The sequence below is a fragment of the Pseudoxanthomonas sp. SL93 genome (assembly GCF_026625825.1).
In the GTDB taxonomy this organism is placed as follows: domain Bacteria; phylum Pseudomonadota; class Gammaproteobacteria; order Xanthomonadales; family Xanthomonadaceae; genus Pseudoxanthomonas_A.
Map to the genome: position 1 here is coordinate 1,384,313 of NZ_CP113065.1, position 20,524 is coordinate 1,404,836.

The window sequence follows — 20,524 nt, forward strand, 5'->3', positions numbered from 1 at the left end:
CGCATCAGCCCGCCAGGATCGCGTGGCGCAGCGCCGCGTACTCGGCCGGCACCGGGTCCGCATGCGCCGGCCTGGCCAGCAGATCCGCCAGTGCAGGCGGAATCTCCACCTCACGACCGATCAGCGGCTCGACGACGCTTTCGAACTTGGCGGGGTGCGCGGTGGCGGCAACGGCCCAGTCCCCCGTCTCGCCCTGTGCGCGCAGGTCCTCCAGCACCTTCACCGCCGTGGCCGTGTGCGGGCAATGCACCTCGCCGTATTCGCGGTAGCGGCGCGCGATCACCTCGCGAATGGCCGCGTCATCGACACTGGCCGACGGGAACGCGTTCCGCAAGGCAGTGTCGTCGCCCCCGAACAACCAGCGCAGCCGCTCGAAGTTGCTTGGCGCACCGACATCCATCGCATTGGCCAGGGTCGCGACGCTGGCCCGCGGCGTGTAGCCGGCGCCGGCGAAGAACTCCGGCAGCACGCGATTGGCATTGGTCGCCAGCACGATACGCTCCAGCGGGACGCCCAGCGCACGCGCGAATATCGCCGCCAGGGCATTGCCCAGGTTGCCGGTCGGGATGACGAAGTTCAGCGATTGGCCGGTGCGTGCGCGGTGCGACAGCGCGGCGTGCGCGTAGTAGCTCATCTGCGGCAACAATCTGCCCAGGCTGATGCTGTTGGCCGAACTCAACGGTGCCTGCTGCTGCAGCCCGGCATCGTTCAACGCCTGCTTCACCAATGCCTGGCAGTCATCGAACGAACCCGCCACCCGCAGCGCAGTGATGTTGTCGCCGAAGCAACCCAACTGGTGCGCCTGCCGCGGCGACACCCGGCCATCGGGATACAGCACCACCACGCGCAGCCCGGGTTGACGATGGAACGCCGCGGCTACCGCCGCCCCCGTATCGCCGGACGTGGCGACCAGGATCGTCAATGGCGTGGCGGCGTCACGCCGCAGTCGCGCCAGGCTGGCGGCCAGGAAGCGCGCGCCCACGTCCTTGAACGCCGCCGTAGGTCCATGGAACAGCTCGAGGACATGATCGCCGGGCGTGGCCAGCGGACGCAGCGGCGCCGGGAAATCGAAGGCTTCGCGACAGATGGCGGCCAGTTCGGGCGCCAGCGTGTCGCCCTCGAAGAACGGCAGCAGCAATGCCGCCGCAGTCCCGGCCATGTCGCGACCCGGCGCCAGCACGCGTGCCGCGGGCAGCGTTTCGGGTACGTAGAGCCCACCATCCGGTGCAAGCCCGGCGGCGATCGCCTGGCTCAGCGTGGCGGGAGGGGATGCATGGCGGGTGGAAATGAAGTTCATCGTGCTCACGGGATGACGACGTCCAGGTCTTCGGGTGGGGGCAGTACTTCCGCGCCGGTGGCATTGATCGGCGACACCCAGGCCTGGCTGGTGAACCCCGCCTCGGCGAAGGCCTGCTGTACCCGCGGCGCGGCCGTCTCCGCGGCGGCGCGCGATTCGAACCAGGCGAACACGCTGGGGCCGGCGCCGGAAATGCTGGCGCCCATGGCCCCGGCATCAAGCGCGGCCTGCTTGGCGGCCTGGAAACCGACAATCAGCGGCGCACGGCGTGGCTCCACCAGCACGTCACGCAGCCCGTCACGCACCAGGGCCGCATCGCCGGCGTGGCAACCCGCCAGCACCAGCGCCAGATGGGCGCTCTGCGCGACGAATTCCTTCAGCTCGTAGCTGCCCTGCAACGCGGCGCGTGCGCGTCGCGTTTCCAGGATGGCATCGGGATGCACCAGCACGCTGTGCCAATGCTCCGGCACCGGAATGCGCACCAGCCGGTCGGCCGTCGACAGCACCAGGCCGCCGAGCAGCATCGGGCCGAGATTGTCGCCGTGCTTGCCGCCGCTCGCCACGGCCTCGCCCACCAGGGCATGCGGGTACAGCTGCTCGCGCGTGAGCGGCACGTCCAGCAGTTCGTTGGCAGCCACCAGGGCCGCCACACACGAGGCGGCCGAGCCGCCCATGCCGGAACCCAGCGGAATGCCCTTCTCGATCTTCACCTCGAAGCCGAACGGCAGCGCCAGCGCTTCGCGCAACGAGATCAGCGCCGCACCGGCAGTATTGGCCGGCGCATCGAGCGGCAGGTCGATGGTGGCCCCGCGGATCGCGGCGATGCGTACCCCGGCCTCCTCGATGCGCCGCACGGTGACGGTATCACCCACGCCTTCGATGACGTGGCCAAGAATGTCGAAACCGACCCCGACGTTGCCGACCGACGCAGGCGCGAATGCCGTCGCCTGCAGCTTCATGCCCGCTTCCCCAAACTGCCCTGCACCATCACTCCCCCCATGGTCTTCGCCTGCCTCACAGCCTGGCTCCCTGCCCTGCGGCCACCCGCAGCACGTCGGCGAAGACGCCTGCCGCGGTCACTTCCGGACCGGCGCCTGGCCCCTGCACGATCAGGGGATTGTCGCAGTAACGGCGCGTGCTGAACTGCACGATGTTGTCGGTCAGGCGCAGGTTGGCGAAGGCATGCGCCAGCGGCACCTCGACCAGGCCCACGCTGGCCTTGCCTTCCGCATCCAGCCGCGCGACATACCGCAGCACGTTGCCGGCGGCACGCGCCTTGGCCAGGCGTTCCGAGAACGCGGCATCCACTTCGCCCAGCCGCGCCATGAAATCCTCGACGCTGGCCTCGCGCAGCGAGGCAGGCACCAGGCTCTCCACCTGCACGTCATCCAGCGCCAGCTCGCGGCCGGCCTCACGCCCCAGGATCACCAGTTTGCGGGCCACGTCGGTACCGGACAGGTCATCGCGCGGGTCGGGCTCGGTGTAGCCCAGGCCACGGGCCTCGGTCACCAGCTGCGAGAACGGGACGCTGCCGTCGAACCGGTTGAACAGCCAGGCCAGCGTGCCCGAGAAGATCCCTTCCACCGACACCACGGAGTCGCCTGTATCGACCAGGTCGCGCAGCGTGGAGATCACCGGCAGGCCGGCGCCCACGGTGGCCTCGTAGCGGAAGCGCGCGCCGCTGGTGGCGGCCGACTCGCGGATGGCGTGGTAGCGCGCCAGCGGGCCGGCACCCGCCTGCTTGTTGGGCGTCACCACGTGGATGCCGGCCGCGAGCCAGTCGGCATACCGGTCGGCCACTTCCGGGCTGGCGCTGCAGTCGACAATCACGGCATGCGGCATGTGCGCGGCCAGCAGATGCTGGGTGAAGCGCTCCAGGTCCACCGGCTGAGGGCTGGCGGTGAAACGCTCGCGCCAGTCGCCCCCGATGCTGCGGTCGTCCAGCAGCATCCTTCGGCTGGACGCGATCGCGCGCAGGCGCAAATCCACGTTGGCCTTGCCGAGCAGTTGCGGTTGCGCGGCGCGCAGTTGTTCGATCAGGGTGGCACCCACGTTGCCGGGCCCGATCACGCCCACCGCGAACGTCTGCGGCGACAGCCAGAACCCCGCATGCGCGGCGCGCAGTGCCTTGGTGGCGTCGGCGCTGTCGATGGCGACGGAAATGTTGCGTTCCGAGGAGCCCTGCGCAATGGCGAGGATGTTGACCCGCGCGCGGCCCAGCGATTCGAACAGGCGCGCGGCGACACCCGGCTGGCCCGCCATGCCGTCGCCGACGGCGGCCAGCACGCTGACGCCTTCAGTCAGCTGCACGCGCTGCACCTGGCCGACGTTGAGTTCATGCGCGAACGCATTGAGCAGCGCACCCTGGGCCCGCCCCGCTTCGCTGCGCTTGACCACGCAGCAGATCGAGTGCTCCGAAGAACCCTGCGAGATCATCACCACCGACACCCGCGCGTCGCGCAGTGCGGCGAACACGCGCTCGGCGGTGCCGGGCACGCCGATCAGGCCGGTGCCTTCCAGGTTCAGCACCGCCAGGTCGGGGCTTAGTGTCAGGCCTTTCACCGGCCCGGACACATCGCGGTCGGCGGTGATGCGCGTGCCCGGATGCTCCGGGTGGAACGTATTGCGGATGATGATCGGCAGGCCGCGCTCGATGGCGGGCGACATGGTCTGCGGATGCACGACCTTGGCGCCGAAGTAGGCCAGTTCGCAGGCCTCGTCGTAGCTGAGCGTTTCCAGCTGCACGGCTTCCGGTACCACGCGCGGATCGGCGGACAGCACGCCGTCCACGTCGGTCCAGATGTGCAGCTCGGCCGCATCGTAGAGCGCCGCGAAGATGGCGCCGGAATAGTCGCTGCCGTTGCGGCCCAGCGTGGTGATGCGGTCGTTGCGGTCGCGCGCGACGAAGCCGGTGGCGACCACGCGGCGCTGCGGATGTATGGCTCGCCAGTCCGCCAGGCGCTGGGCGCTGATCGTCCAGTCGACGTCCACGCCCAGGTCGCTGCGGTCCACCACCAGCACGTCCCGCGCATCGAGCACGGAACAGTCTTCGCCCAGCGTGCGGAGGTAATCGCCCAGCAGGCGGGCCGAGAGCACTTCGCCCAGTCCCTGTACGCGGTCCAGGACTTCCCGCGGCAGCTCGCCGATCACGCCCAGCGCGGCCAGGATCTGCGCGAGCTGTTCGAAGCGTTCGTCCAGCCATTCCAGCGTGGCACCGGCATGCTCGCCCAGCAGGGACACCGCCGCACCGCGGTGGCGGGCCCGCAGTTCGTGCCAGCGTTCGCGCCACTCCTCCTGCCCACGCGAGGCCAGTTCGGCCAGTTCGATCAACGCGTCGGTGACACCCTTCATCGCCGAGACCACGGTGACCTGCACGTCCTCGTCACGCGCCTGCAGCAACCGCGCGACATGGCGGTACCGGTCCGCATCGGCCACGGACGTGCCGCCGAACTTGTGGACGACGGTGCGGAGCTTGGGTTGTTCGACTTCGGCGCTGCGGGACGACATGGGTCTGGAACCTCGAGTGGGAGGCCCGGCGCGCATCAGGAGTTGGGGTTGCCCTGCATCCTGATCCGGGTGCGGGGCCGTGGTCTGCGGATTACGCGAACACAACCAGCCGCACCCGACGAGTCAGGGTGGTAATGGTGGTGGTAATAAGCGCCGTGCACGCCGCCATGGCGTCGCCGGCCGGCCGGTTGGCCTGCACGGGGACGATCTTCGGGTGACGTGCGGAAAAGTGCATGCCCTAAGGGAAGCATGAAGCCCCGGGGGGCTGTCAAGCGCTGCAACGCAACAATCGCGGGTCGACCGATGGATGCATCTGAAACGATCACGTTGCCTGCTACAACGCACGCGTCATGAAGACGCTGTTGGGATCGTCCACGTAGTCGGCAAACGGCGTGCAGGCGACGAAACCCGCCCGGGCGTACATGGCGCGCGCGGGCGCAAAGTAATCCATCGAACCGGTCTCCAGGCTCACCCGCCGGTAGCCGCGCCGGATCGCTTCATCCACCAGATGGCCCAGCATGCGCGAGGCCACGCCCTGGCGAAGGTACGCCTGCGCGGTCCGCATGGACTTGATCTCGCCGTGCGCATCGTCGATATGCCGGAGCGCACCGCAGCCGGCCAGCGCATCACCGTCCCACAGGCTCCAGAAGCGGATGCCGGGCTGCCGAAGGCCGTCGAGGTCGAGCGCGTGCACGCTTTCCGGGGGCGATGTCCGGTGCATCCAGTCCAGATGCTCCTGCAGCAATGCGATGACGGCCGGGTGATGCAGCGTGTCGGCGCGAATTTCCACGGGTCCTCCGCGCGCGCGGCGCGACAGCAGGCAGGCGATGGAACGATGGTGACCCCGGCGCGATTCGAACGCACGACCTGTCCCTTAGGAGGGGACCGCTCTATCCAGCTGAGCTACGGGGCCATGCCGGGGATTCTCGCATGATCGCCGATGATGGCGAAGCCGTGCCGGAAGCCAGGGGCGCTTTCCCGGTGCTGCCCGGTGGGCCGGCGGGCCGGCGCGCTCTGCTAAAATCGGGGTTCCCCAGGGCGCCTGCGCGCCCGACACCGTCTTCTGGAGCACGCATGCCCACCGATCTTCTCAAGGCCCTCGGCCTTGGCAGCACCAATTCCGGCACCTACCTTGGCAGCGGCGAATGGTCCACGACCACCGATGCCGGCCTGCTGCAGTCGATCAACCCGACCACCAACGAAGTGATCGCCGAAGTCCACGCCAGCAGCCAGGCCGACTACGAAAAGATCGTCGAACGTGCCCAGGCCGCCTTCAAGGTGTGGCGCACCACCCCGGCGCCGCGCCGCGGCGAAGCCGTGCGCCTGTGCGGTGACGCACTGCGCCGGCACAAGGACGCACTGGGTTCGCTGGTCGCGCTGGAAATGGGCAAGAGCAAGCCCGAAGGCGATGGCGAAGTGCAGGAGATGATCGACATCGCCGACTTCGCCGTGGGCCAGAGCCGCATGCTGTACGGCTACACCATGCACTCCGAGCGCCCCGGCCACCGCATGTACGAGCAGTACCAGCCGCTGGGTCTGGTGGGCATCATCAGCGCGTTCAACTTCCCGGTCGCGGTGTGGGCGTGGAACTCGTTCCTGGCCGCCATCTGCGGCGACATCTGCATCTGGAAGCCGTCCAACAAGACGCCGCTCACCGCGATCGCCAGCATGAAGATCTGCAACGAGGCGCTGAAGGCCGGCGGATTCCCGGACATCTTCTTCCTGATCAACGACGCCGGCGTCGAGCTGGCGCAGCAGTTCGTCGACGACAAGCGCATCCCGCTGATCAGCTTCACCGGCTCCACCCAGGTCGGCCGCACCGTCGGCGAGCGCGTCGCCCGCCGCATGGGCCGCAGCCTGCTGGAACTGGGCGGCAACAACGCCATCATCCTCGACGAAACCGCCGACCTGAAGCTGGCCATTCCCGGCATCGTGTTCGGTGCCGTCGGCACCGCCGGCCAGCGCTGCACCACCACGCGCCGCCTGATCGTGCACGAATCCATCTACGACACCGTGCTGTCCACGCTGGTAAAGGCGTACAAGCAGGTGGAAGGCAAGATCGGCGATCCGCTGGACCCGGCCAACCTGATGGGCCCGTTGAACAGCCAGGCCGCCGTGCAGCAGTTCCTGGCGTCCATCGAGAAAGCCAAGGCCAGCGGCGGCACCGTCGAAACCGGCGGCACCGCCATCGACCGCCCGGGCAACTTCGTGCTGCCGGCCATCGTGACCGGCCTGAAGAATTCCGATGAAGTGGTGCAGCACGAGACCTTCGCGCCGATCCTGTACGTGATGAAGTACAGGACGCTGGACGAAGCCATCGACATGCAGAACGCCGTGCCGCAGGGCCTGTCGTCGTCGATCTTCACCCAGAACCTGAAGGCGGCCGAGCAGTTCCTGTCCGCGGCCGGGTCGGACTGCGGCATCGCCAACGTCAACATCGGCACCAGTGGCGCGGAGATCGGCGGCGCTTTCGGTGGCGAGAAGGAAACCGGCGGCGGTCGCGAGTCGGGCTCGGACGCATGGAAGGTCTACATGCGCCGGCAGACCAACACCATCAACTACTCCGACTCGCTGCCGCTGGCCCAGGGCATCAAGTTCGACCTGTAGTTTGTGCACGGCCGGCGCCACCCGGGCGCCGGCCGCAACGCCCTTACCGGAACACACAGGACCCCTGCCCTGTCCATGTATTCGCTCGCACGCCCCTTCCTCTTCGGCCTGGACGCCGAACATGCCCACGGACTGGGGCTCAAGGCCCTGGACCTGGCCTACCGCACCGGTACCAGCCCGCTGGTGGCACGCCCCATCACGCCCATGCCCACCAAGGTGATGGGCCTGACGTTCCCCAATCCGGTCGGCCTGGCCGCCGGTCTGGACAAGAACGGGGCGCACATCGATGCCTTGTTCGCGCTGGGCTTCGGTTTCGTCGAGATCGGTACGGTCACCCCCAAGCCCCAGCCCGGCAACCCCAAGCCGCGCATGTTCCGCCTGCCGCAGCACCAGGCGGTGATCAACCGCCTGGGTTTCAACAACGAAGGCGTCGACGCGCTGGTACGCAACGTGGAAGCCGCACGCCGCGAGCGCGGCCTGCTGGGCATCAACATCGGCAAGAACAAGGACACCGCCAACGAACGCGCGGCCGCCGACTACCTGTACTGCCTGGAGCGCGTCTATCCGCTGGCCGACTACATCACGGTCAACATCTCCTCGCCCAACACCGCCGGGCTGCGCGAGCTGCAGGAAGAGCAGGCCCTGCGCCAGTTGATCGGCACCCTGCGCGATGCGCAGGAAGACCTGGCCGCGCAGCACGGCAAGCGCGTACCCATGCTGGTCAAGATCGCACCCGACCTGTCCGACAGCGACATCGATGCGGTCGCGCGCGTGCTGGGCGACATGGCGGTCGATGGCGTCATCGCCACCAACACCACGGTCTCGCGCATCAGCGTGCAGGACCATCGCCACGCGCACGAAACCGGCGGCCTCTCCGGCGCACCGCTGATGGGCCAGGCCACGCTGGTGTTGCGCCGCATGCGCACCCGCCTGCCCGACCACATTCCGCTGATCGGCGTGGGCGGCATCATGTCCGGCGCCGATGCCGTGGCGAAGATGTCGGCCGGCGCATCGCTGGTGCAGTGCTATACCGGCCTGGTCTATCGCGGTCCTGAGCTGATCCGCGAATGCGTGGAGGCCATCCGCCGCCGCCGCGAAGCGCCAAGTCGCGGCGCCGTGGCGCCGGAATGAGCCCGCCCTGGCAGCTGCTGGAAAACGCGCCCCTGAAGGCGCGCAACACGTTCGGCATTGCCGCCACCGCGCCATGGCTGGTCGAGGTGCACGACAGCGCCGCCCTGCCGGACGTGCTGGCGTTGCCGCAGGTGGTACAGGCGCCGCCGCTGGTCATCGGGGGTGGCAGCAACCTGCTCTTCGCGGGGGATCCCGCGGGCGCGGTGATCTCGCTGGCGACGCGCGACGTCCGCGTGCTCTCGCAGGACGGCGACCATGCCATCGTGCGTGCCGATGCCGGCATGCCCTGGCATCCGCTGGTGATGTGGACGCTGGCGCAGGGCCTGTGCGGGCTGGAGAACCTGGCCCTGATCCCGGGCACCGCCGGCGCGTCGCCCATCCAGAACATCGGCGCGTATGGCACCGAAGTGGGCGAGTTCATCCACGTGGTGGAAGCGCTGGACCGCACCACCGGTGAACTGCAGCGCCTGGACCGCAGCGCCTGTGCCTTCGCCTACCGCGACAGCGTGTTCAAGCATCATCCCGACCGGTATCTCGTGACCGCCGTGGAGTTCGCGCTACCGCGCACGCCGGCGCTGCGCCTCGACTACGCCGGCATCCGCGAAGAACTGGGCGCGATGGGAATTTCCGCTCCCGGCGCGCGCGATGTCGCCGATGCCGTGGTGCGCATCCGCAGCCGCAAGCTGCCCGACCCCGCCGTGGTCGGCAATGCCGGCAGCTTCTTCAAGAATCCCATCGTCTCCCAGTCGCAGGCCGACGCATTGCAGGTGGACTATCCGACGCTGCCGGTGTTCCGTGGCGATGCTCCGCACAACCGCAAGCTGTCCGCGGCGTGGATGATCGAGGCATGCGGGTGGAAGGGCCATCGTGATGGAGACGCCGGTGTCTCGGCCGACCATGCGCTGGTGCTGGTCAACCATGGCAATGCGAGTGGCGGCCAGCTGCTGGCGCTGGCGCGCCGCATCGCCGCGTCGGTGCACGCACGCTTCGGCATCGCCATCGAGCCGGAACCGAAGGTCATCGGGGCCCACTGGTAGGCGCCCGGCAGCCCTCATGCCCGCCATTCCCGTCCACTTCCGCGCTGCGTTGCTGATGCTGGGCAGTACGGTGCTGTTCGCGCTGATGGTGGTGGCCATCCGGCTGGCCTCGGCCACGCTGCACACGTTCGAGATCGCGTTCTTCCGCAACTTCTTCGGCCTGGTCGCCGCCGCGCCGCTGCTGCTCAGGCACGGGCCGGGATTCCTGAAGACCGACCAGTTCCCGCGCTACCTGTTCCGCTGCGTGATCGGCATCTGTTCGATGCTGGCCGGTTTCTGGGCCATCGGCCACCTGCCCTTGGCGCAGGCGGTGTCGCTGTCGTATTCCACGCCGATCTTCGTCACCCTCGCCGCCGCCGCCCTGTTGAACGAGAAGGTCAGAGCGCGGCGCTGGACCGCGGTGATCCTGGGTTTCGTCGGCGTGCTGGTGATCGTGCGGCCGGGCTCGTCCGAGTTCACTGCCGATGCGCTGATCGCGGTGCTGGCCGCGGTGATGAGCGCCATCGTCGCCATCCAGATCAAGCAGCTGTCGCAGACCGAGCCCGCCGACCGCATCGTCATCTACACCACGCTGTTGTGGGTCCCCATGTCGCTGGTACCGGCGGTGGGTGTGTGGGAATGGCCCCAGGGCATCACCTGGGTCTGGGTGGTGGCGGCGGGATTCCTGGGCACCGGCGGGCACATGCTGTGGACGCGGGCGCTGAAACAGGGGGAAGTCTCCGCACTCACGCCCATCAGCTTCATGCAGTTGCCGGTGGTGGCGATCTTCGGCTGGTGGTTGTTCGATGAAGGCCTGGACCGCTGGACGCTGCTCGGCGCCGGCATCATCTTCGGTGCGAACGCCTACATCGCCCACCGCGAAGCCGTGCTGTCGCGTCGGTCTGCGTCCGAAGCGGCGAGTTCGGCGGCCAAGCCCGGCGAATGATCAGCCCTGGCTGCCGGGCCGCCTGCCTTCGCGGTAACGGCTGACGAATTCCGCCTCCGGCTCGTCGAGGTGCTTCGGATCCGCGGCCAGCAGGGGCGCCACGTAGCGCCGGTGCAACGCGTCCGCATCCGTGGGACGCCCGAGTTCGCGGTAGACGTCGATCAGGTTCCACGCCGCCGTCCGCGTCTCCACGTGCTCCTCGCCATACACCGTGCGGCGCAGTGCGAACAGTTCCAGGTATTGCGCCAGCGCAAGGTCCAGCCGCGCGGTCTTGCGCAGTGCTTCGGCACGGATGACCATCGCCATCTGCGCCTGCGGATGCTTGCCGCCCAACACCTTCAATGCGAGCGGCTGCGTATCGGCCAGCAATGCCAGGGCAGCCTCGGGCTGGCGGGCATTCAGCAGCGTGCCGGCGTGGTTGACCAGGATCGACAGCGTGTCGGGGTGGGTCGGGCCGAGCGTGCGGCTGCGGACGGCGATGACCTGCTCCTCGAGCGGCAGCGCCGACGCGTAGTCTTCAAGCCGCGCGAAGGCGGTGGCCAGGTTCAGGCGCGTGCGCACGGTCTGCGGATGATCGCGTCCCAGCACGCGCTCCCGCGCCGCCAGTACGTCCTTCATCATCGGCAATGCGGCTTCCGCCTCGCCGGAATCCACCATCATCGTCGCCAGCGTGCCGCGTGCCTGCAGTGCGACCGGATGCTCGCTGCCCAGCTTGCGGATGTAGATGGTGGTGAGCTGCTGCTGCATTTCGACGGCCGCCTCCTTCTCGCCGCCCATGATGCGCAGCACCGCCAGGTTGCCCATCGCGGACAGCGTCTCGTCATGGTCCGGGCCCAGCACCTCGGTGCGCAGGCGGACCACCTTCTCCATGTTGGCGCGGGCCTCGTCCAGCTCGCCCAGCGAGCGTTGCGTCGCCGACAGGTTGTTCAACGCCTCCAGCGTACCGGCATCGCGCTCGCCCACCGTGGCCAGCAGCCGGTCGTGCACCGCCTGCACCATGCCCTTGGCGCGGGGACGGTCGCCACGTGCGGAGATCACCTGCGCCTGCGCGAGCTCCAGCTTCACGCGCGTGCGGTCGTTGACCGGCAGCCCGAGCGCGCGCGGCAAAGCCGCACGCAGCAGGGTGTCGGCCTGGTCGATGTGCGCGCCCTCCAGCAAGGCCTGCACCTGCGCCTCGCGTGCCTGCAGCGTCGCCTGCGCGCCCTGCCCCATGGTGCGGCTGCGGTAATCCGCGACCTGCCCGAACTGCGCGGCCGCCTTGTCGTACAACCCGATCGCGGCGTAGACGCGCGCCACCGATTCGCGCAGGTTGGCCGCCACCGCGGGCTGATCGGCGAAATCGCGGGCGATGGCCTCTTCCGCGTTGGCCAGCAGCTGGCGATCCACCAGGCTGCGCGCCAGGTCCACCGTGCTGGTTTTCGCCAGCGTGCTGCCGAAGCCCTCGGCCGCCGACGGATCGACCGATGCCACCTGCCGGTAGAGTCCTTCGGACAGGCCGACGCCCATGGTCTCGATGTCGATGTCTTCCAGCATCGACTGCTGGAAGGCCGCGACTTTCTCCAGTTCCGCACTGCGCGCTTCCGCCACGGCCTTCTGCGTGCGCGCCTGTTGCAGCCCGTACAACGACAGCCCCAGGCCACCCAGCAGCGCCAGCAGCACCGCAAACCCAGCGGCGACGGCGGTGCGATGGCGGCGCACGAACTTGCCCCAGACGTATCCCCGGCGCGCCGGTGCGGCCTGCACGGGCTTGCCATCGAGATAGCGCTGCAGGTCTTCGCCCAGCGCAGCGGCGGATGCGTAGCGCGCCTCGCGTTCGTGCTGTAGCGCCTTGAGGACCACCCAGTCCAGGTCGCTGCGCAGCACCCGGTGCATGCCGGGAAGGCTGAGGCCGCGGCTGCCGGCAAGCTCGCGCGCCTGCGCCGGCGGCAATGCCGCCAGCCTGGCCGACGGCGCTGCCGCGACCAGCGTATCGGCCGACCAGGTTTCGCCGACGGCATCGGGCCGCACGCCGGTGATCAGTTCGTACAGCACCACGCCCAGCGAATAGACGTCGCTGCGCGTGTCCACCTTGGTGGCGTCTCCGCTGGCCTGTTCCGGGCTCATGTACTCGGGCGTGCCCGCGTGCTCGACCCCGGCATCCCCCTGCGCGAGCGTGGCCGCGGTAGCGATGCCGAAGTCGATGATCTTGGGCAATGGCCGGCCATCGATGGTATCCACCAGCAGGTTGGCCGGCTTCAGGTCGCGGTGCACGATGCCCTTGTGGTGCGCGTGCTGCACGCCCTCGCAGATGCGGATGAACAGCTCGATGCGCTGGCGCAGCGGCAGCTGCCGCTCATGACAGTAGCGTGTCAGCGGACTGCCTTCGATCAGCTCCATCGCGAAGAAGGGGAATCCGTCGCCGGTGGTGCCCGCGTCGTAGATCTGCGCGATGGCGGGGTGGCGCATCTGCGCCAGCAGCTGGCGCTCCACTTCGAAATAGGCCAGATGTCGCGCCTGCAACCGTTGCGATCGCAACAGCTTCAGCGCCACCGTGCGGCGCACCGGCTCCAGCTGCGCGGCCCGGTAGACCTCGCCCATACCGCCGCGCCCCAGCAGGCCTTCGATACGGTAGTGCCCCAGGCGTGCGCCGGGTGCCAGCGTGCCGTCGGCGGCCGCCGCGGCCTCGTCCACGCGCGTGGCCAGGCTCTCGGTGGGCGCAAGGTCGTCGTGCGGATGCTGCGTGCTCATGCCACTTCCCCCTGTGGAACGTGCATGGTAGCGGAACGCCCTGCGGGCACGCGCCGATGCGGCTAAACTCGGGGTCCGTCCGCCCTTTCCTCCCACGGCATGTCCACGGACAAGCAGGACCCCCACACCACCCTACGCACGGTATTGAGCGGCGGCCCGCGCCCGCTTTCGCCGCGCTCGGCGTGCGTGGTGGTGATCCAGGGCGAGGGCCTGGGCCGGCGTGCCGACGTGGACGACCGGCGGATCGTGGTGGGTCGCTCGCAGGAAGCCGACCTGCACATCCCGCACAACAGCGTCTCCCGCCGGCACTGCGAGATCTGGCGCGATGGCGATGCGTACCGGGTGCGCGACCTGGGCGCGACCAACGCCACGCGACTGAACGACACGCCGGTGCAGGAAGCCGCCCTCAACGACGGCGACCACCTGACGCTGGGCGAGAGCGTGCTGAAGTTCATCAGCCACAGCAGCGTGGAAGCGCACTACCACGAAGAGATCTACCAGCTGGCCACGCACGATGCGTTGACCGAGATGTACAACCGCCGGCATTTCATCGAGACCGTCGACCGGGAGATCGCCCGCGCCATGCGCCACCAGCGGCCGCTGACGATGTGCATCATCGATGTGGACCTGTTCAAGCCCATCAACGACCGGTACGGCCATATTTCCGGCGACAACGTGCTGAAGCAGATCGCCGGCCTGGTACGCCGGCATGTGCGCAACGACGATGCCGCGGCCCGCATCGGGGGCGAGGAGTTCGCCGTGCTGCTGCCGGAATGCAATGCGGAGGCCGCCTACGGGTTCGCCGAGCGCCTGCGCGAAGCGGTGGCCGGCGTGCTGTTCCGGCCCGGCGGGGAACCGCAGTCCATCACCGTCAGCATCGGCATCGCCGCACTGACGCCCGACCGCGACACCTGCGGCCGCATGATGGCCGCTGCCGACGCCGCGCTGTACCGCGCCAAGAGCGAAGGCCGCAACCGGGTGTGCATCGAGCACTAGCGGTCTGCAGTTCCTTCGGATGACACGGCAGGCCTGTCGATCAGGCTGACGCCCAGCCCCGCATCCCGCCACGCATCGATGCCGCCCCGCAGCGGCAGGACGTCGCGGTAGCCGGCCCGCCGCAGCTTGCCGGCCATCCAGGCCGCGGACACTTCATCGGGGCAGGCGCAGTAGATGACGATCTTCTGTTCGCGCGGATACGTGGTCAGGATGCCGTCCAGCTGGCGCTCGTCGGCGAAGACGGCGCCGGGGATGACGTACGGGTCCACGTCGCGGAAACCGGGGGCGCGGATGTCGAACACCACCGGCGCCGCGCCGTCGCGCAGCAGGCCGGCCAGTTCGTCCACCTCGATGCGCGCGGCCTCGAGCGAACGGAACAGGGCCCGGCGGCGCCACCAGCGCCAGCCGATGTAGGCCGCCAGCAGCACGCCGATCACCACGCCCGCGCCGGTCCCCAGTTGCGAGAGCGTATCGATGACCGTTTCCACCTGGTTGGAAAACACCACGCCCAGCCCGAGCCCCAGCCCGGCCCACAGGGCGGCACCCAGCCCGTCGTAACGCAGGAACGGCGGCAGCGACGCCTGCATGGCGCCCGCCATCGGCACCGACACCATCGACAGGCCGGGGACGAACTTGGCCACCGACAGCACGCGGATGCCGAAACGGCCATAGAAACGCTCGGTGCGCTTCATGCAGGTGTCGCGCGACAGCGACAGGCGGCACAGGGTCTGCAGGGTCCTGTTTCCGTAACGGCGCCCCGCGTAGAACCACACGCTGTCGCCGACCAGGCTGGCGGCCACCGATACCGCCAGCACGCCGAGCAGGGGCAACCACATCGTTTCCGGCTGCATGGCCAGGCCGGCGCCGACCAGGATCAGCGTGGGCATCGCGGGCACAGGAAGGCCCAGCGACAACGCCAGCACGTTGAAGAACACCAGCACCACGCCGTACTTGTCGATCAGGTCCTGCATCGGATTCCCCGGGGAGCGCACCGTCGCGCAGGAAGGGCGCGCGGTGCCCGATCATGTTCCGCCTGCCGCCGGGCGGCGGCAAGCGGCGTCCGCGCAACGATGCGTTACGGCCCTCTTTGCGCACTGGCATACCAGCCGGCGTGCCGGGCACACTGGCGACCGGACACGCGACGACGACGGAAGCATGAAGACACTCGGCATGATCGGCGGCATGAGCTGGGAATCCACCCTGCCCTACTACCGCGTGGTCAACGAAACGGTGCGCGCGCACCTGGGCGGACTGCATTCGGCGCGGCTGGTGCTTTACAGCGTGGACTTCGACGACATCGAACGCCTGCAGCGCACTGGCGACTGGTCGGCGGCAGGGGACGCGATGGCGGACGCCGCGCGCGCACTGCACGCCGCCGGCGCCGACCTGCTGATCCTCTGCACCAACACCATGCACAAGGTCGCCGGCGCCATCGAAGCGGCCACGCCGCTCCCGTTGCTGCACATCGCCGATGCCACGGCGGAGGCGATCCGCGCCGCGGGACTGAAGCGCGTGGGCCTGCTGGGCACGCGCTTCACCATGGAACAGGATTTCTACCAGGCCCGGCTGCGCGCACACGGCATCGAGGCGCAGGTGCCCGATACCGCGGACCGCGACGAGGTGCACCGCATCATCTACGAAGAACTCTGCCTCGGGCAGGTTCGCGACGCGTCCCGCCAGCGCTTCCGGGACACCATGGCGCGCCTGGTCGAATCCGGCGCGGAAGGCATCATCCTGGGCTGCACCGAGATCATGTTGCTCGTGCAGCCGGGCGACGTGGACGTACCCACCTTCGACACCGCCACCCTGCATGCACGCGCCGCCGCCCTGCGGTGCATTGCCGCCGATTGAGCAGCGCAGGGACGTGTTGCGGCGCATGATCCGCGTGCACGCGCGGCGGTCGCATGCAGCCCTCGAGGGGGCATAAGCGGTCACTCCGGGGGGTTTGCGCAGCCAAATCCGCCGTCGTCACGCGCGCTTAATTCCCTCTGCGGCATCACCTCGCACCCTACGGCGCTGTACGGAGCCGCAGGCGCCGCACGCACCGCGTTCATCCCGGTTGTACGTCCTCGTCATCTGGCCGCTACGGAGGGTTCGATCATGGTCACACCGTTCCGCCCCGCACGTTTCCCCGTCCTGGTCGCGGCTGCCGCCGTCACCGTCTTCGTCGCCGCGCCGCTCAAGGCGGAAGAGGGCGACTACAGCTTCTGGCAGACGCTGGTGAACCTGGTCTCGCCGCCCAAGGCGGACAACAAGGTCACGGCCGCGCAGCGCACGGGTGCGTATCCGCTGCTTTCCAATCCTTCCGGCTACAACGATGGCTTCCAGCCTGGTCGTTACAGCGAATGGCAGACCATCCAGCTGGCGCCGGAAACCGGCGCGGTCTGCGGCGACGGTTCGCCGTTCAAGTTCTTCGTCAACCGGGTGGCCGACACGCGCAACACCATCCTCTACATGGAAGGCGGCGGCGCGTGCTGGGACTACGCCAGTTGCAGCGGGCAGAGCGGCGTACGCGGCGCGCGCAACCCCAACGGCATCCCGGACGACTACATGAGCCTGCTGAATCCCGGCGCGAGCCTGGTCAGTCCTTTCGTCACCCGCGTGAGCCCGTTCGATGCGGTGAAGACGCAGCAGTGGAACATGGTCTACATCCCCTATTGCACGGGCGACATCTACAGCGGCGACCGCGTCGCCGTGTACAACGATCCCACCGGCCAGCAGTCGCCCCTGGTATGGCACCACAACGGCGTGCGCAACGTGCGGGCCGTGGTCAGCTGGCTGAAGGACAACCTGCCGCGGCCCACGCAGATGCTCTCGACCGGCTGCAGCGCCGGCGGTGCCGGCAGCCTGACCAGCTACCATCCGTTGCGGCGCGACCTGGCGCCCACGCGCGGTTTCCTGATCGACGACTCGGGCCCCATCTTCCCCACGCCGGTGAACGGCGACCCGGTGCAATACCCGTCGCAGCCGCTTATGGCGCTGATCCGCCAGGCCTGGGGCCTGGACCAGCCCAACGGCCCCTTGCCGTACCTGGCCAGCGGCATGCCCCAGTTCAACCTGGGTGAGCTGGGCAGCCTGTACCCCGCGCTGTCGGCCCGGTATCCGAACGACCGGCTGGGACACACGCACTTCTGGAAGGACCTGAACTACTCGTCGTATTCGTACGAGCGTTTCTACCCCGACATCGCCAACGCACCGGACCAGGCCACCAAGGAAGCCCGCATCCATGCCCGCTGGGATACGGATACCGCACGGCTGCGCGACCGGTTGAACACGCTGGACAACGTCGGCGGTTATTTCCCGCAGTACCGGGCGCTAAACGAGAGCCACTGCACCACCATCGTCGACTTCAAGAACGGCGACGTGCAGGCGCAGAACCTGCAGCTGAAGCAGTTCATCGACAGCGTGCTCGACGGCCAGGGCAAGGTGCTCGACGCCAGCGAGCAGGACGACAAGGCCGACAAGGCGAAGCCGTTCAACCCGCTGTACTGGCTGGTCGACCAGCTGCTGGGATGAGGTCCACGCCGGGACCGCCCTGTCGCGGCGGTCCCGGCATACAGGAACCGCGCATGAAGAAGGTGCTGATGCTGCTGATGCCATGCCTGGTCTTCGCCGCTGCCATGTTCTGGTGGAAGCGCGAGGACGCAGGCGTGGCGTCGCACGCGACGCGTCAATCCTCGACTGCCCTCGACAACCCCTCGCCAGCGCTGGCGTCACTGCAAGCGACGCCGCAAGCCAGGATGCACCGGGAGCGGCAACACTTCGAAGCCGACGCGAAGGATTTTTTCGCGCGCGCCGCCTCGATGCGTGCCGTGGAGCGCAGCGAACGTGCCGATGCGCTGTCGCGCCGGATCGACCACTACGAGGCCAACGGCGGCCTCTCCGCCGGCGAGGCCGTGCTGCTGCGGACCGCGCTGGTGCAGGCGACGGTGGAGGATCCTGCGCGACAGGCGGAAGCCGTCGCCGCCATCGCCGACCGCTACCGCGCGCATGCCGACCAGCGCATGGCCGCGTTCGCCGCGCAGCAACGCAACGACCCGCGCTTCCAGTCCTACAAGGCGCGCGAAGCCCAGGTGGTGTCCGAAGTGATGGCGATGACCTCGGTGCCGGCCGGGCTCACCCGCGACCAGTACCTGCGCCAACGGCTGCAGGAAGAGCGTGAGCGGGCCTACGCGCCGTGAAGCTGTTCCTGTAGGAGCGACGTGAGTCGCGACCGCACGGCTGGCAGTGCCCCGATGGCGCGATGGGCGCTGTGATGCCCAAACAGTGTTGATCCTTCGTCAAGGATCAGTGCCCATCATGGTTCCGGTCGCGACTCACGTCGCTCCTACAGAAGGTAGGACGCGCTACCGCACCTGCCACGGCCGCTCGCGGATGCGGAACAGCACCAGGTAGACGCCGGCGACCCAGGCCGTGCCGGCCGCCCAGCCGCCGAGGATGTCCGAGGGGTAATGCACGCCCAGGTAGATCCGGGATGCGCCGACGGCCAGGACGAACAGTCCCGCAAGCGCCACCACGCCCCAGCGGAAGCGCGTATGCCAGCACAGCAGGATCACCGCCATGGCGAGTGTCGCCGACCCCATCGCATGGCCGCTGGGGAAGCTGAAGGTGTGTTCCGGCGCGATCGACTCCCACAGCGAGGGACGGCCACGCTGGAAGAACTGCTTGGTGGCCAGGTTGAGCAGCGCGGAGCCGGCGAACGACACGCCGGCGAACATGGCCTCGCGCCAGCGGCGCGCGACCAGCAGGCCCAGCGTCAGGGCGATGTCCACCGGCACGACGCCCCACTGGTAGCCGATGGCCGACATGAAGACGAAGAAACGATCCAGTGCCGGCCCGGCGAGATCGTGCGCGCGCCACAGCAGCGGATCGTCGAAGTAGAAGGCTTCCAGTTCGTGGACTTCGTCGGCCAGTTCGACGAACGCCCACAACGGCAGCAGCAGGCCGACGAACAGCAAGACGATGCGCCAGCCATGCTGGCGGAACAGGCCTGCGATGAAGCGCAGGCCGCTGGCCAGCAGCTCAGCCGGCGCCACGCGCGTACTTGGTCGCAACGTAGTCGTCGATCAGGGTGACGAACTCCTGGGCGATGTTCTCGCCGCGCAGGGTGATCTTCTTCTCGCCATCGACGAACACCGGCGCCGCCGGTGCCTCGCCCGTGCCCGGCAGCGAGATGCCGATGTTGGCGTGGCGCGACTCGCCCGGCCCGTTCACCACGCAGCCCATCACCGCCAGCGTCATGTTCTCGGCCCCGGGATGGGTGACCTTCCACTCCGGCATCTTGCCGCGCACGTGCTCCTGCACGACCTTGGCCAGTTCCTGGAAGAATTCGGAGGTGGTGCGGCCGCAACCGGGGCACGCGGTGACCATCGGCGTGAACGCGCGCAGGCCGGTGGTCTGCAGCAGTTCCTGCGCGACGATGACTTCCTGCGTGCGCGACTGGCCGGGTTCGGGCGTCAGCGAGATGCGGATGGTGTCGCCGATGCCTTCCTGCAGCAGTACCGCCAGCGCGGCCGACGACGCCACGATGCCCTTGCTGCCGATGCCGGCCTCGGTCAGGCCCAGGTGCAGCGCAAAATCGGAGCGGCTGGCCATGTCGCGATACACGGCGATCAGTTCCTGCACGCCGCTGACCTTGGCCGACAGCACGATGCGGTCGCGCGGCAGGCCGATCTCGACGGCGCGTTCGGCCGAATCCACCGCCGAACGGATCAGCGCCTCGCGCAGCACGCGGCCGGCATCCCACGGGATCTCGCGCGCGTGGTTCTCGTCCATCAGCTGCGCGGCCAGCGCCTGGTCCAGCGAACCCCAGTTGGCGCCGATGCGCACCGGCTTGCCGTAGCGGATGGCGAATTCGATCAGCTGAGCGAACTGGGTGTCGCGCTTCTTGCCGAAGCCGACGTTGCCCGGGTTGATGCGGTACTTGGCCAGCGCCTCGGCGCAGGCCGGTTCGCCCGCCAGCAACTGGTGGCCGTTGTAGTGGAAGTCGCCGATCAGCGGCACCGACACGCCCATCATCGCCAGCTTGTCGCGGATGCGCGGAATGGCGGCGGCGGACTCCGGATTGTTGACGGTCAGGCGGACCATTTCCGAACCGGCGCGCCAGAGTTCGGCCACCTGCTTCACGCTGCCGGCGATGTCGGCGGTGTCGGTATTGGTCATGGACTGCACCACCACCGGCTGCCCGCCGCCCAGCGTCACCCCGCCGACCTGCACGGTGCGGGTGATGCGGCGGGGCCAGGGAGCAGCGTCGGTAGGGGGCGTGGGGCGGGTGACGGCGTCGTACATGGGCCAATT

16 protein-coding genes and 1 tRNA gene are annotated in these 20,524 nt (G+C 68.7%); 8 read left to right on the forward strand and 9 right to left on the reverse strand.

The features are described from left to right. Nucleotides 1-4: 4 nt before the first annotated feature. The 5 genes from thrC to OVA13_RS06445 form a co-directional block, all read right to left on the reverse strand. Complete coding sequence (gene thrC, locus OVA13_RS06425; RefSeq protein ID WP_267793468.1) at nucleotides 5-1,297, reverse strand: threonine synthase; 1,293 nt, start codon at nucleotides 1,295-1,297, stop codon at nucleotides 5-7. A gap of 5 nt (nucleotides 1,298-1,302) precedes the next feature. After that, nucleotides 1,303-2,256 carry a homoserine kinase gene (locus OVA13_RS06430; RefSeq protein ID WP_267792958.1) on the reverse strand — a complete coding sequence of 318 codons (954 nt, stop codon included), beginning with the start codon at nucleotides 2,254-2,256 and terminating at the stop codon, nucleotides 1,303-1,305. A gap of 55 nt (nucleotides 2,257-2,311) precedes the next feature. Next, entirely contained in the window at nucleotides 2,312-4,804 is a 2,493-nt protein-coding gene (gene thrA, locus OVA13_RS06435) for a bifunctional aspartate kinase/homoserine dehydrogenase I (protein ID WP_267792959.1), read from the reverse strand. 334 nt (nucleotides 4,805-5,138) lie between these two features. After that, a complete protein-coding gene (locus tag OVA13_RS06440) occupies nucleotides 5,139-5,594 on the reverse strand; it encodes a GNAT family N-acetyltransferase (RefSeq protein ID WP_267792960.1) in 456 nt (151 codons plus the stop codon). Between the two features lie 46 nt (nucleotides 5,595-5,640). Then, a tRNA-Arg gene (locus OVA13_RS06445) sits at nucleotides 5,641-5,717 on the reverse strand. Between the two features lie 161 nt (nucleotides 5,718-5,878). Between OVA13_RS06445 and OVA13_RS06450 the strand changes: the two genes are divergently transcribed. The 4 genes from OVA13_RS06450 to OVA13_RS06465 all read left to right on the forward strand — a co-directional run bounded on the left by OVA13_RS06450 (nucleotide 5,879) and on the right by OVA13_RS06465 (nucleotide 10,504). Continuing rightward, the gene (locus tag OVA13_RS06450) at nucleotides 5,879-7,411 is read left to right on the forward strand and encodes an L-piperidine-6-carboxylate dehydrogenase (protein ID WP_267792961.1); all 1,533 of its coding nucleotides are present in this window, start codon (nucleotides 5,879-5,881) and stop codon (nucleotides 7,409-7,411) included. A 75-nt stretch (nucleotides 7,412-7,486) separates the two neighbouring features. Continuing rightward, complete coding sequence (locus OVA13_RS06455) at nucleotides 7,487-8,542, forward strand: quinone-dependent dihydroorotate dehydrogenase (RefSeq protein WP_267792962.1); 1,056 nt, start codon at nucleotides 7,487-7,489, stop codon at nucleotides 8,540-8,542. After that, the gene (gene murB / locus OVA13_RS06460) at nucleotides 8,539-9,579 is read left to right on the forward strand and encodes a UDP-N-acetylmuramate dehydrogenase (protein WP_267792964.1); all 1,041 of its coding nucleotides are present in this window, start codon (nucleotides 8,539-8,541) and stop codon (nucleotides 9,577-9,579) included. Before OVA13_RS06455 ends, murB begins: the two co-directional genes overlap by 4 nt. Before the next feature lie 16 nt (nucleotides 9,580-9,595). Then, nucleotides 9,596-10,504 (forward strand): DMT family transporter, encoded by a 909-nt coding sequence (locus OVA13_RS06465; protein WP_267792965.1) that lies wholly within the window; start codon nucleotides 9,596-9,598, stop codon nucleotides 10,502-10,504. Here the strand turns inward: OVA13_RS06465 and OVA13_RS06470 are convergent, their stop codons facing one another. Then, nucleotides 10,505-13,231 carry a serine/threonine-protein kinase gene (locus OVA13_RS06470; protein WP_267792966.1) on the reverse strand — a complete coding sequence of 909 codons (2,727 nt, stop codon included), beginning with the start codon at nucleotides 13,229-13,231 and terminating at the stop codon, nucleotides 10,505-10,507. Nucleotides 13,232-13,330: 99 nt separating this feature from the next. On the opposite strand from OVA13_RS06470, the gene OVA13_RS06475 reads away from it, so the two are divergent. Beyond that, a complete protein-coding gene (locus tag OVA13_RS06475; protein ID WP_267792968.1) occupies nucleotides 13,331-14,227 on the forward strand; it encodes a GGDEF domain-containing protein in 897 nt (298 codons plus the stop codon). Here the strand turns inward: OVA13_RS06475 and OVA13_RS06480 are convergent. Continuing rightward, nucleotides 14,224-15,198 (reverse strand): DedA family protein/thiosulfate sulfurtransferase GlpE, encoded by a 975-nt coding sequence (locus OVA13_RS06480; RefSeq protein WP_267792970.1) that lies wholly within the window; start codon nucleotides 15,196-15,198, stop codon nucleotides 14,224-14,226. The genes OVA13_RS06475 and OVA13_RS06480 overlap by 4 nt on opposite strands. Before the next feature lie 184 nt (nucleotides 15,199-15,382). Between OVA13_RS06480 and OVA13_RS06485 the strand changes: the two genes are divergently transcribed. The 3 genes from OVA13_RS06485 to OVA13_RS06495 all read left to right on the forward strand — a co-directional run bounded on the left by OVA13_RS06485 (nucleotide 15,383) and on the right by OVA13_RS06495 (nucleotide 18,408). After that, complete coding sequence (locus OVA13_RS06485) at nucleotides 15,383-16,078, forward strand: aspartate/glutamate racemase family protein (RefSeq protein WP_267792971.1); 696 nt, start codon at nucleotides 15,383-15,385, stop codon at nucleotides 16,076-16,078. Nucleotides 16,079-16,327: 249 nt separating this feature from the next. Then, nucleotides 16,328-17,743 carry a pectin acetylesterase-family hydrolase gene (locus tag OVA13_RS06490; RefSeq protein WP_267792972.1) on the forward strand — a complete coding sequence of 472 codons (1,416 nt, stop codon included), beginning with the start codon at nucleotides 16,328-16,330 and terminating at the stop codon, nucleotides 17,741-17,743. Between the two features lie 53 nt (nucleotides 17,744-17,796). After that, entirely contained in the window at nucleotides 17,797-18,408 is a 612-nt protein-coding gene (locus tag OVA13_RS06495) for a hypothetical protein (RefSeq protein ID WP_267792973.1), read from the forward strand. Nucleotides 18,409-18,573: 165 nt separating this feature from the next. Here the strand turns inward: OVA13_RS06495 and OVA13_RS06500 are convergent, their stop codons facing one another. Continuing rightward, nucleotides 18,574-19,248 (reverse strand): phosphatase PAP2 family protein, encoded by a 675-nt coding sequence (locus OVA13_RS06500; protein WP_267793469.1) that lies wholly within the window; start codon nucleotides 19,246-19,248, stop codon nucleotides 18,574-18,576. 1 nt (nucleotide 19,249) lies between these two features. Continuing rightward, the gene (ispG, locus tag OVA13_RS06505) at nucleotides 19,250-20,515 is read right to left on the reverse strand and encodes a flavodoxin-dependent (E)-4-hydroxy-3-methylbut-2-enyl-diphosphate synthase (protein WP_267792974.1); all 1,266 of its coding nucleotides are present in this window, start codon (nucleotides 20,513-20,515) and stop codon (nucleotides 19,250-19,252) included. Nucleotides 20,516-20,524: the final 9 nt, after the last annotated feature.

Excerpts from the sequence above, each read along its gene's own strand:
- OVA13_RS06485 (WP_267792971.1), top strand. The coding sequence starts at position 15,383 with ATGAAGACACTCGGCATGATCGGCGGCATGAGCTGGGAATCCACCCTG.
- OVA13_RS06495 (WP_267792973.1), top strand. The coding sequence starts at position 17,797 with ATGAAGAAGGTGCTGATGCTGCTGATGCCATGCCTGGTCTTCGCCGCT.
- OVA13_RS06430 (WP_267792958.1), bottom strand. The coding sequence starts at position 2,256 with ATGAAGCTGCAGGCGACGGCATTCGCGCCTGCGTCGGTCGGCAACGTC.
- OVA13_RS06480 (WP_267792970.1), bottom strand. The coding sequence starts at position 15,198 with ATGCAGGACCTGATCGACAAGTACGGCGTGGTGCTGGTGTTCTTCAAC.
- OVA13_RS06450 (WP_267792961.1), top strand. The coding sequence starts at position 5,879 with ATGCCCACCGATCTTCTCAAGGCCCTCGGCCTTGGCAGCACCAATTCC.
- OVA13_RS06465 (WP_267792965.1), top strand. The coding sequence starts at position 9,596 with ATGCCCGCCATTCCCGTCCACTTCCGCGCTGCGTTGCTGATGCTGGGC.
- thrC (WP_267793468.1), bottom strand. The coding sequence starts at position 1,297 with ATGAACTTCATTTCCACCCGCCATGCATCCCCTCCCGCCACGCTGAGC.
- OVA13_RS06490 (WP_267792972.1), top strand. The coding sequence starts at position 16,328 with ATGGTCACACCGTTCCGCCCCGCACGTTTCCCCGTCCTGGTCGCGGCT.
- thrA (WP_267792959.1), bottom strand. The coding sequence starts at position 4,804 with ATGTCGTCCCGCAGCGCCGAAGTCGAACAACCCAAGCTCCGCACCGTC.
- OVA13_RS06455 (WP_267792962.1), top strand. The coding sequence starts at position 7,487 with ATGTATTCGCTCGCACGCCCCTTCCTCTTCGGCCTGGACGCCGAACAT.
- OVA13_RS06470 (WP_267792966.1), bottom strand. The coding sequence starts at position 13,231 with ATGAGCACGCAGCATCCGCACGACGACCTTGCGCCCACCGAGAGCCTG.
- murB (WP_267792964.1), top strand. The coding sequence starts at position 8,539 with ATGAGCCCGCCCTGGCAGCTGCTGGAAAACGCGCCCCTGAAGGCGCGC.
- OVA13_RS06475 (WP_267792968.1), top strand. The coding sequence starts at position 13,331 with ATGTCCACGGACAAGCAGGACCCCCACACCACCCTACGCACGGTATTG.
- ispG (WP_267792974.1), bottom strand. The coding sequence starts at position 20,515 with ATGTACGACGCCGTCACCCGCCCCACGCCCCCTACCGACGCTGCTCCC.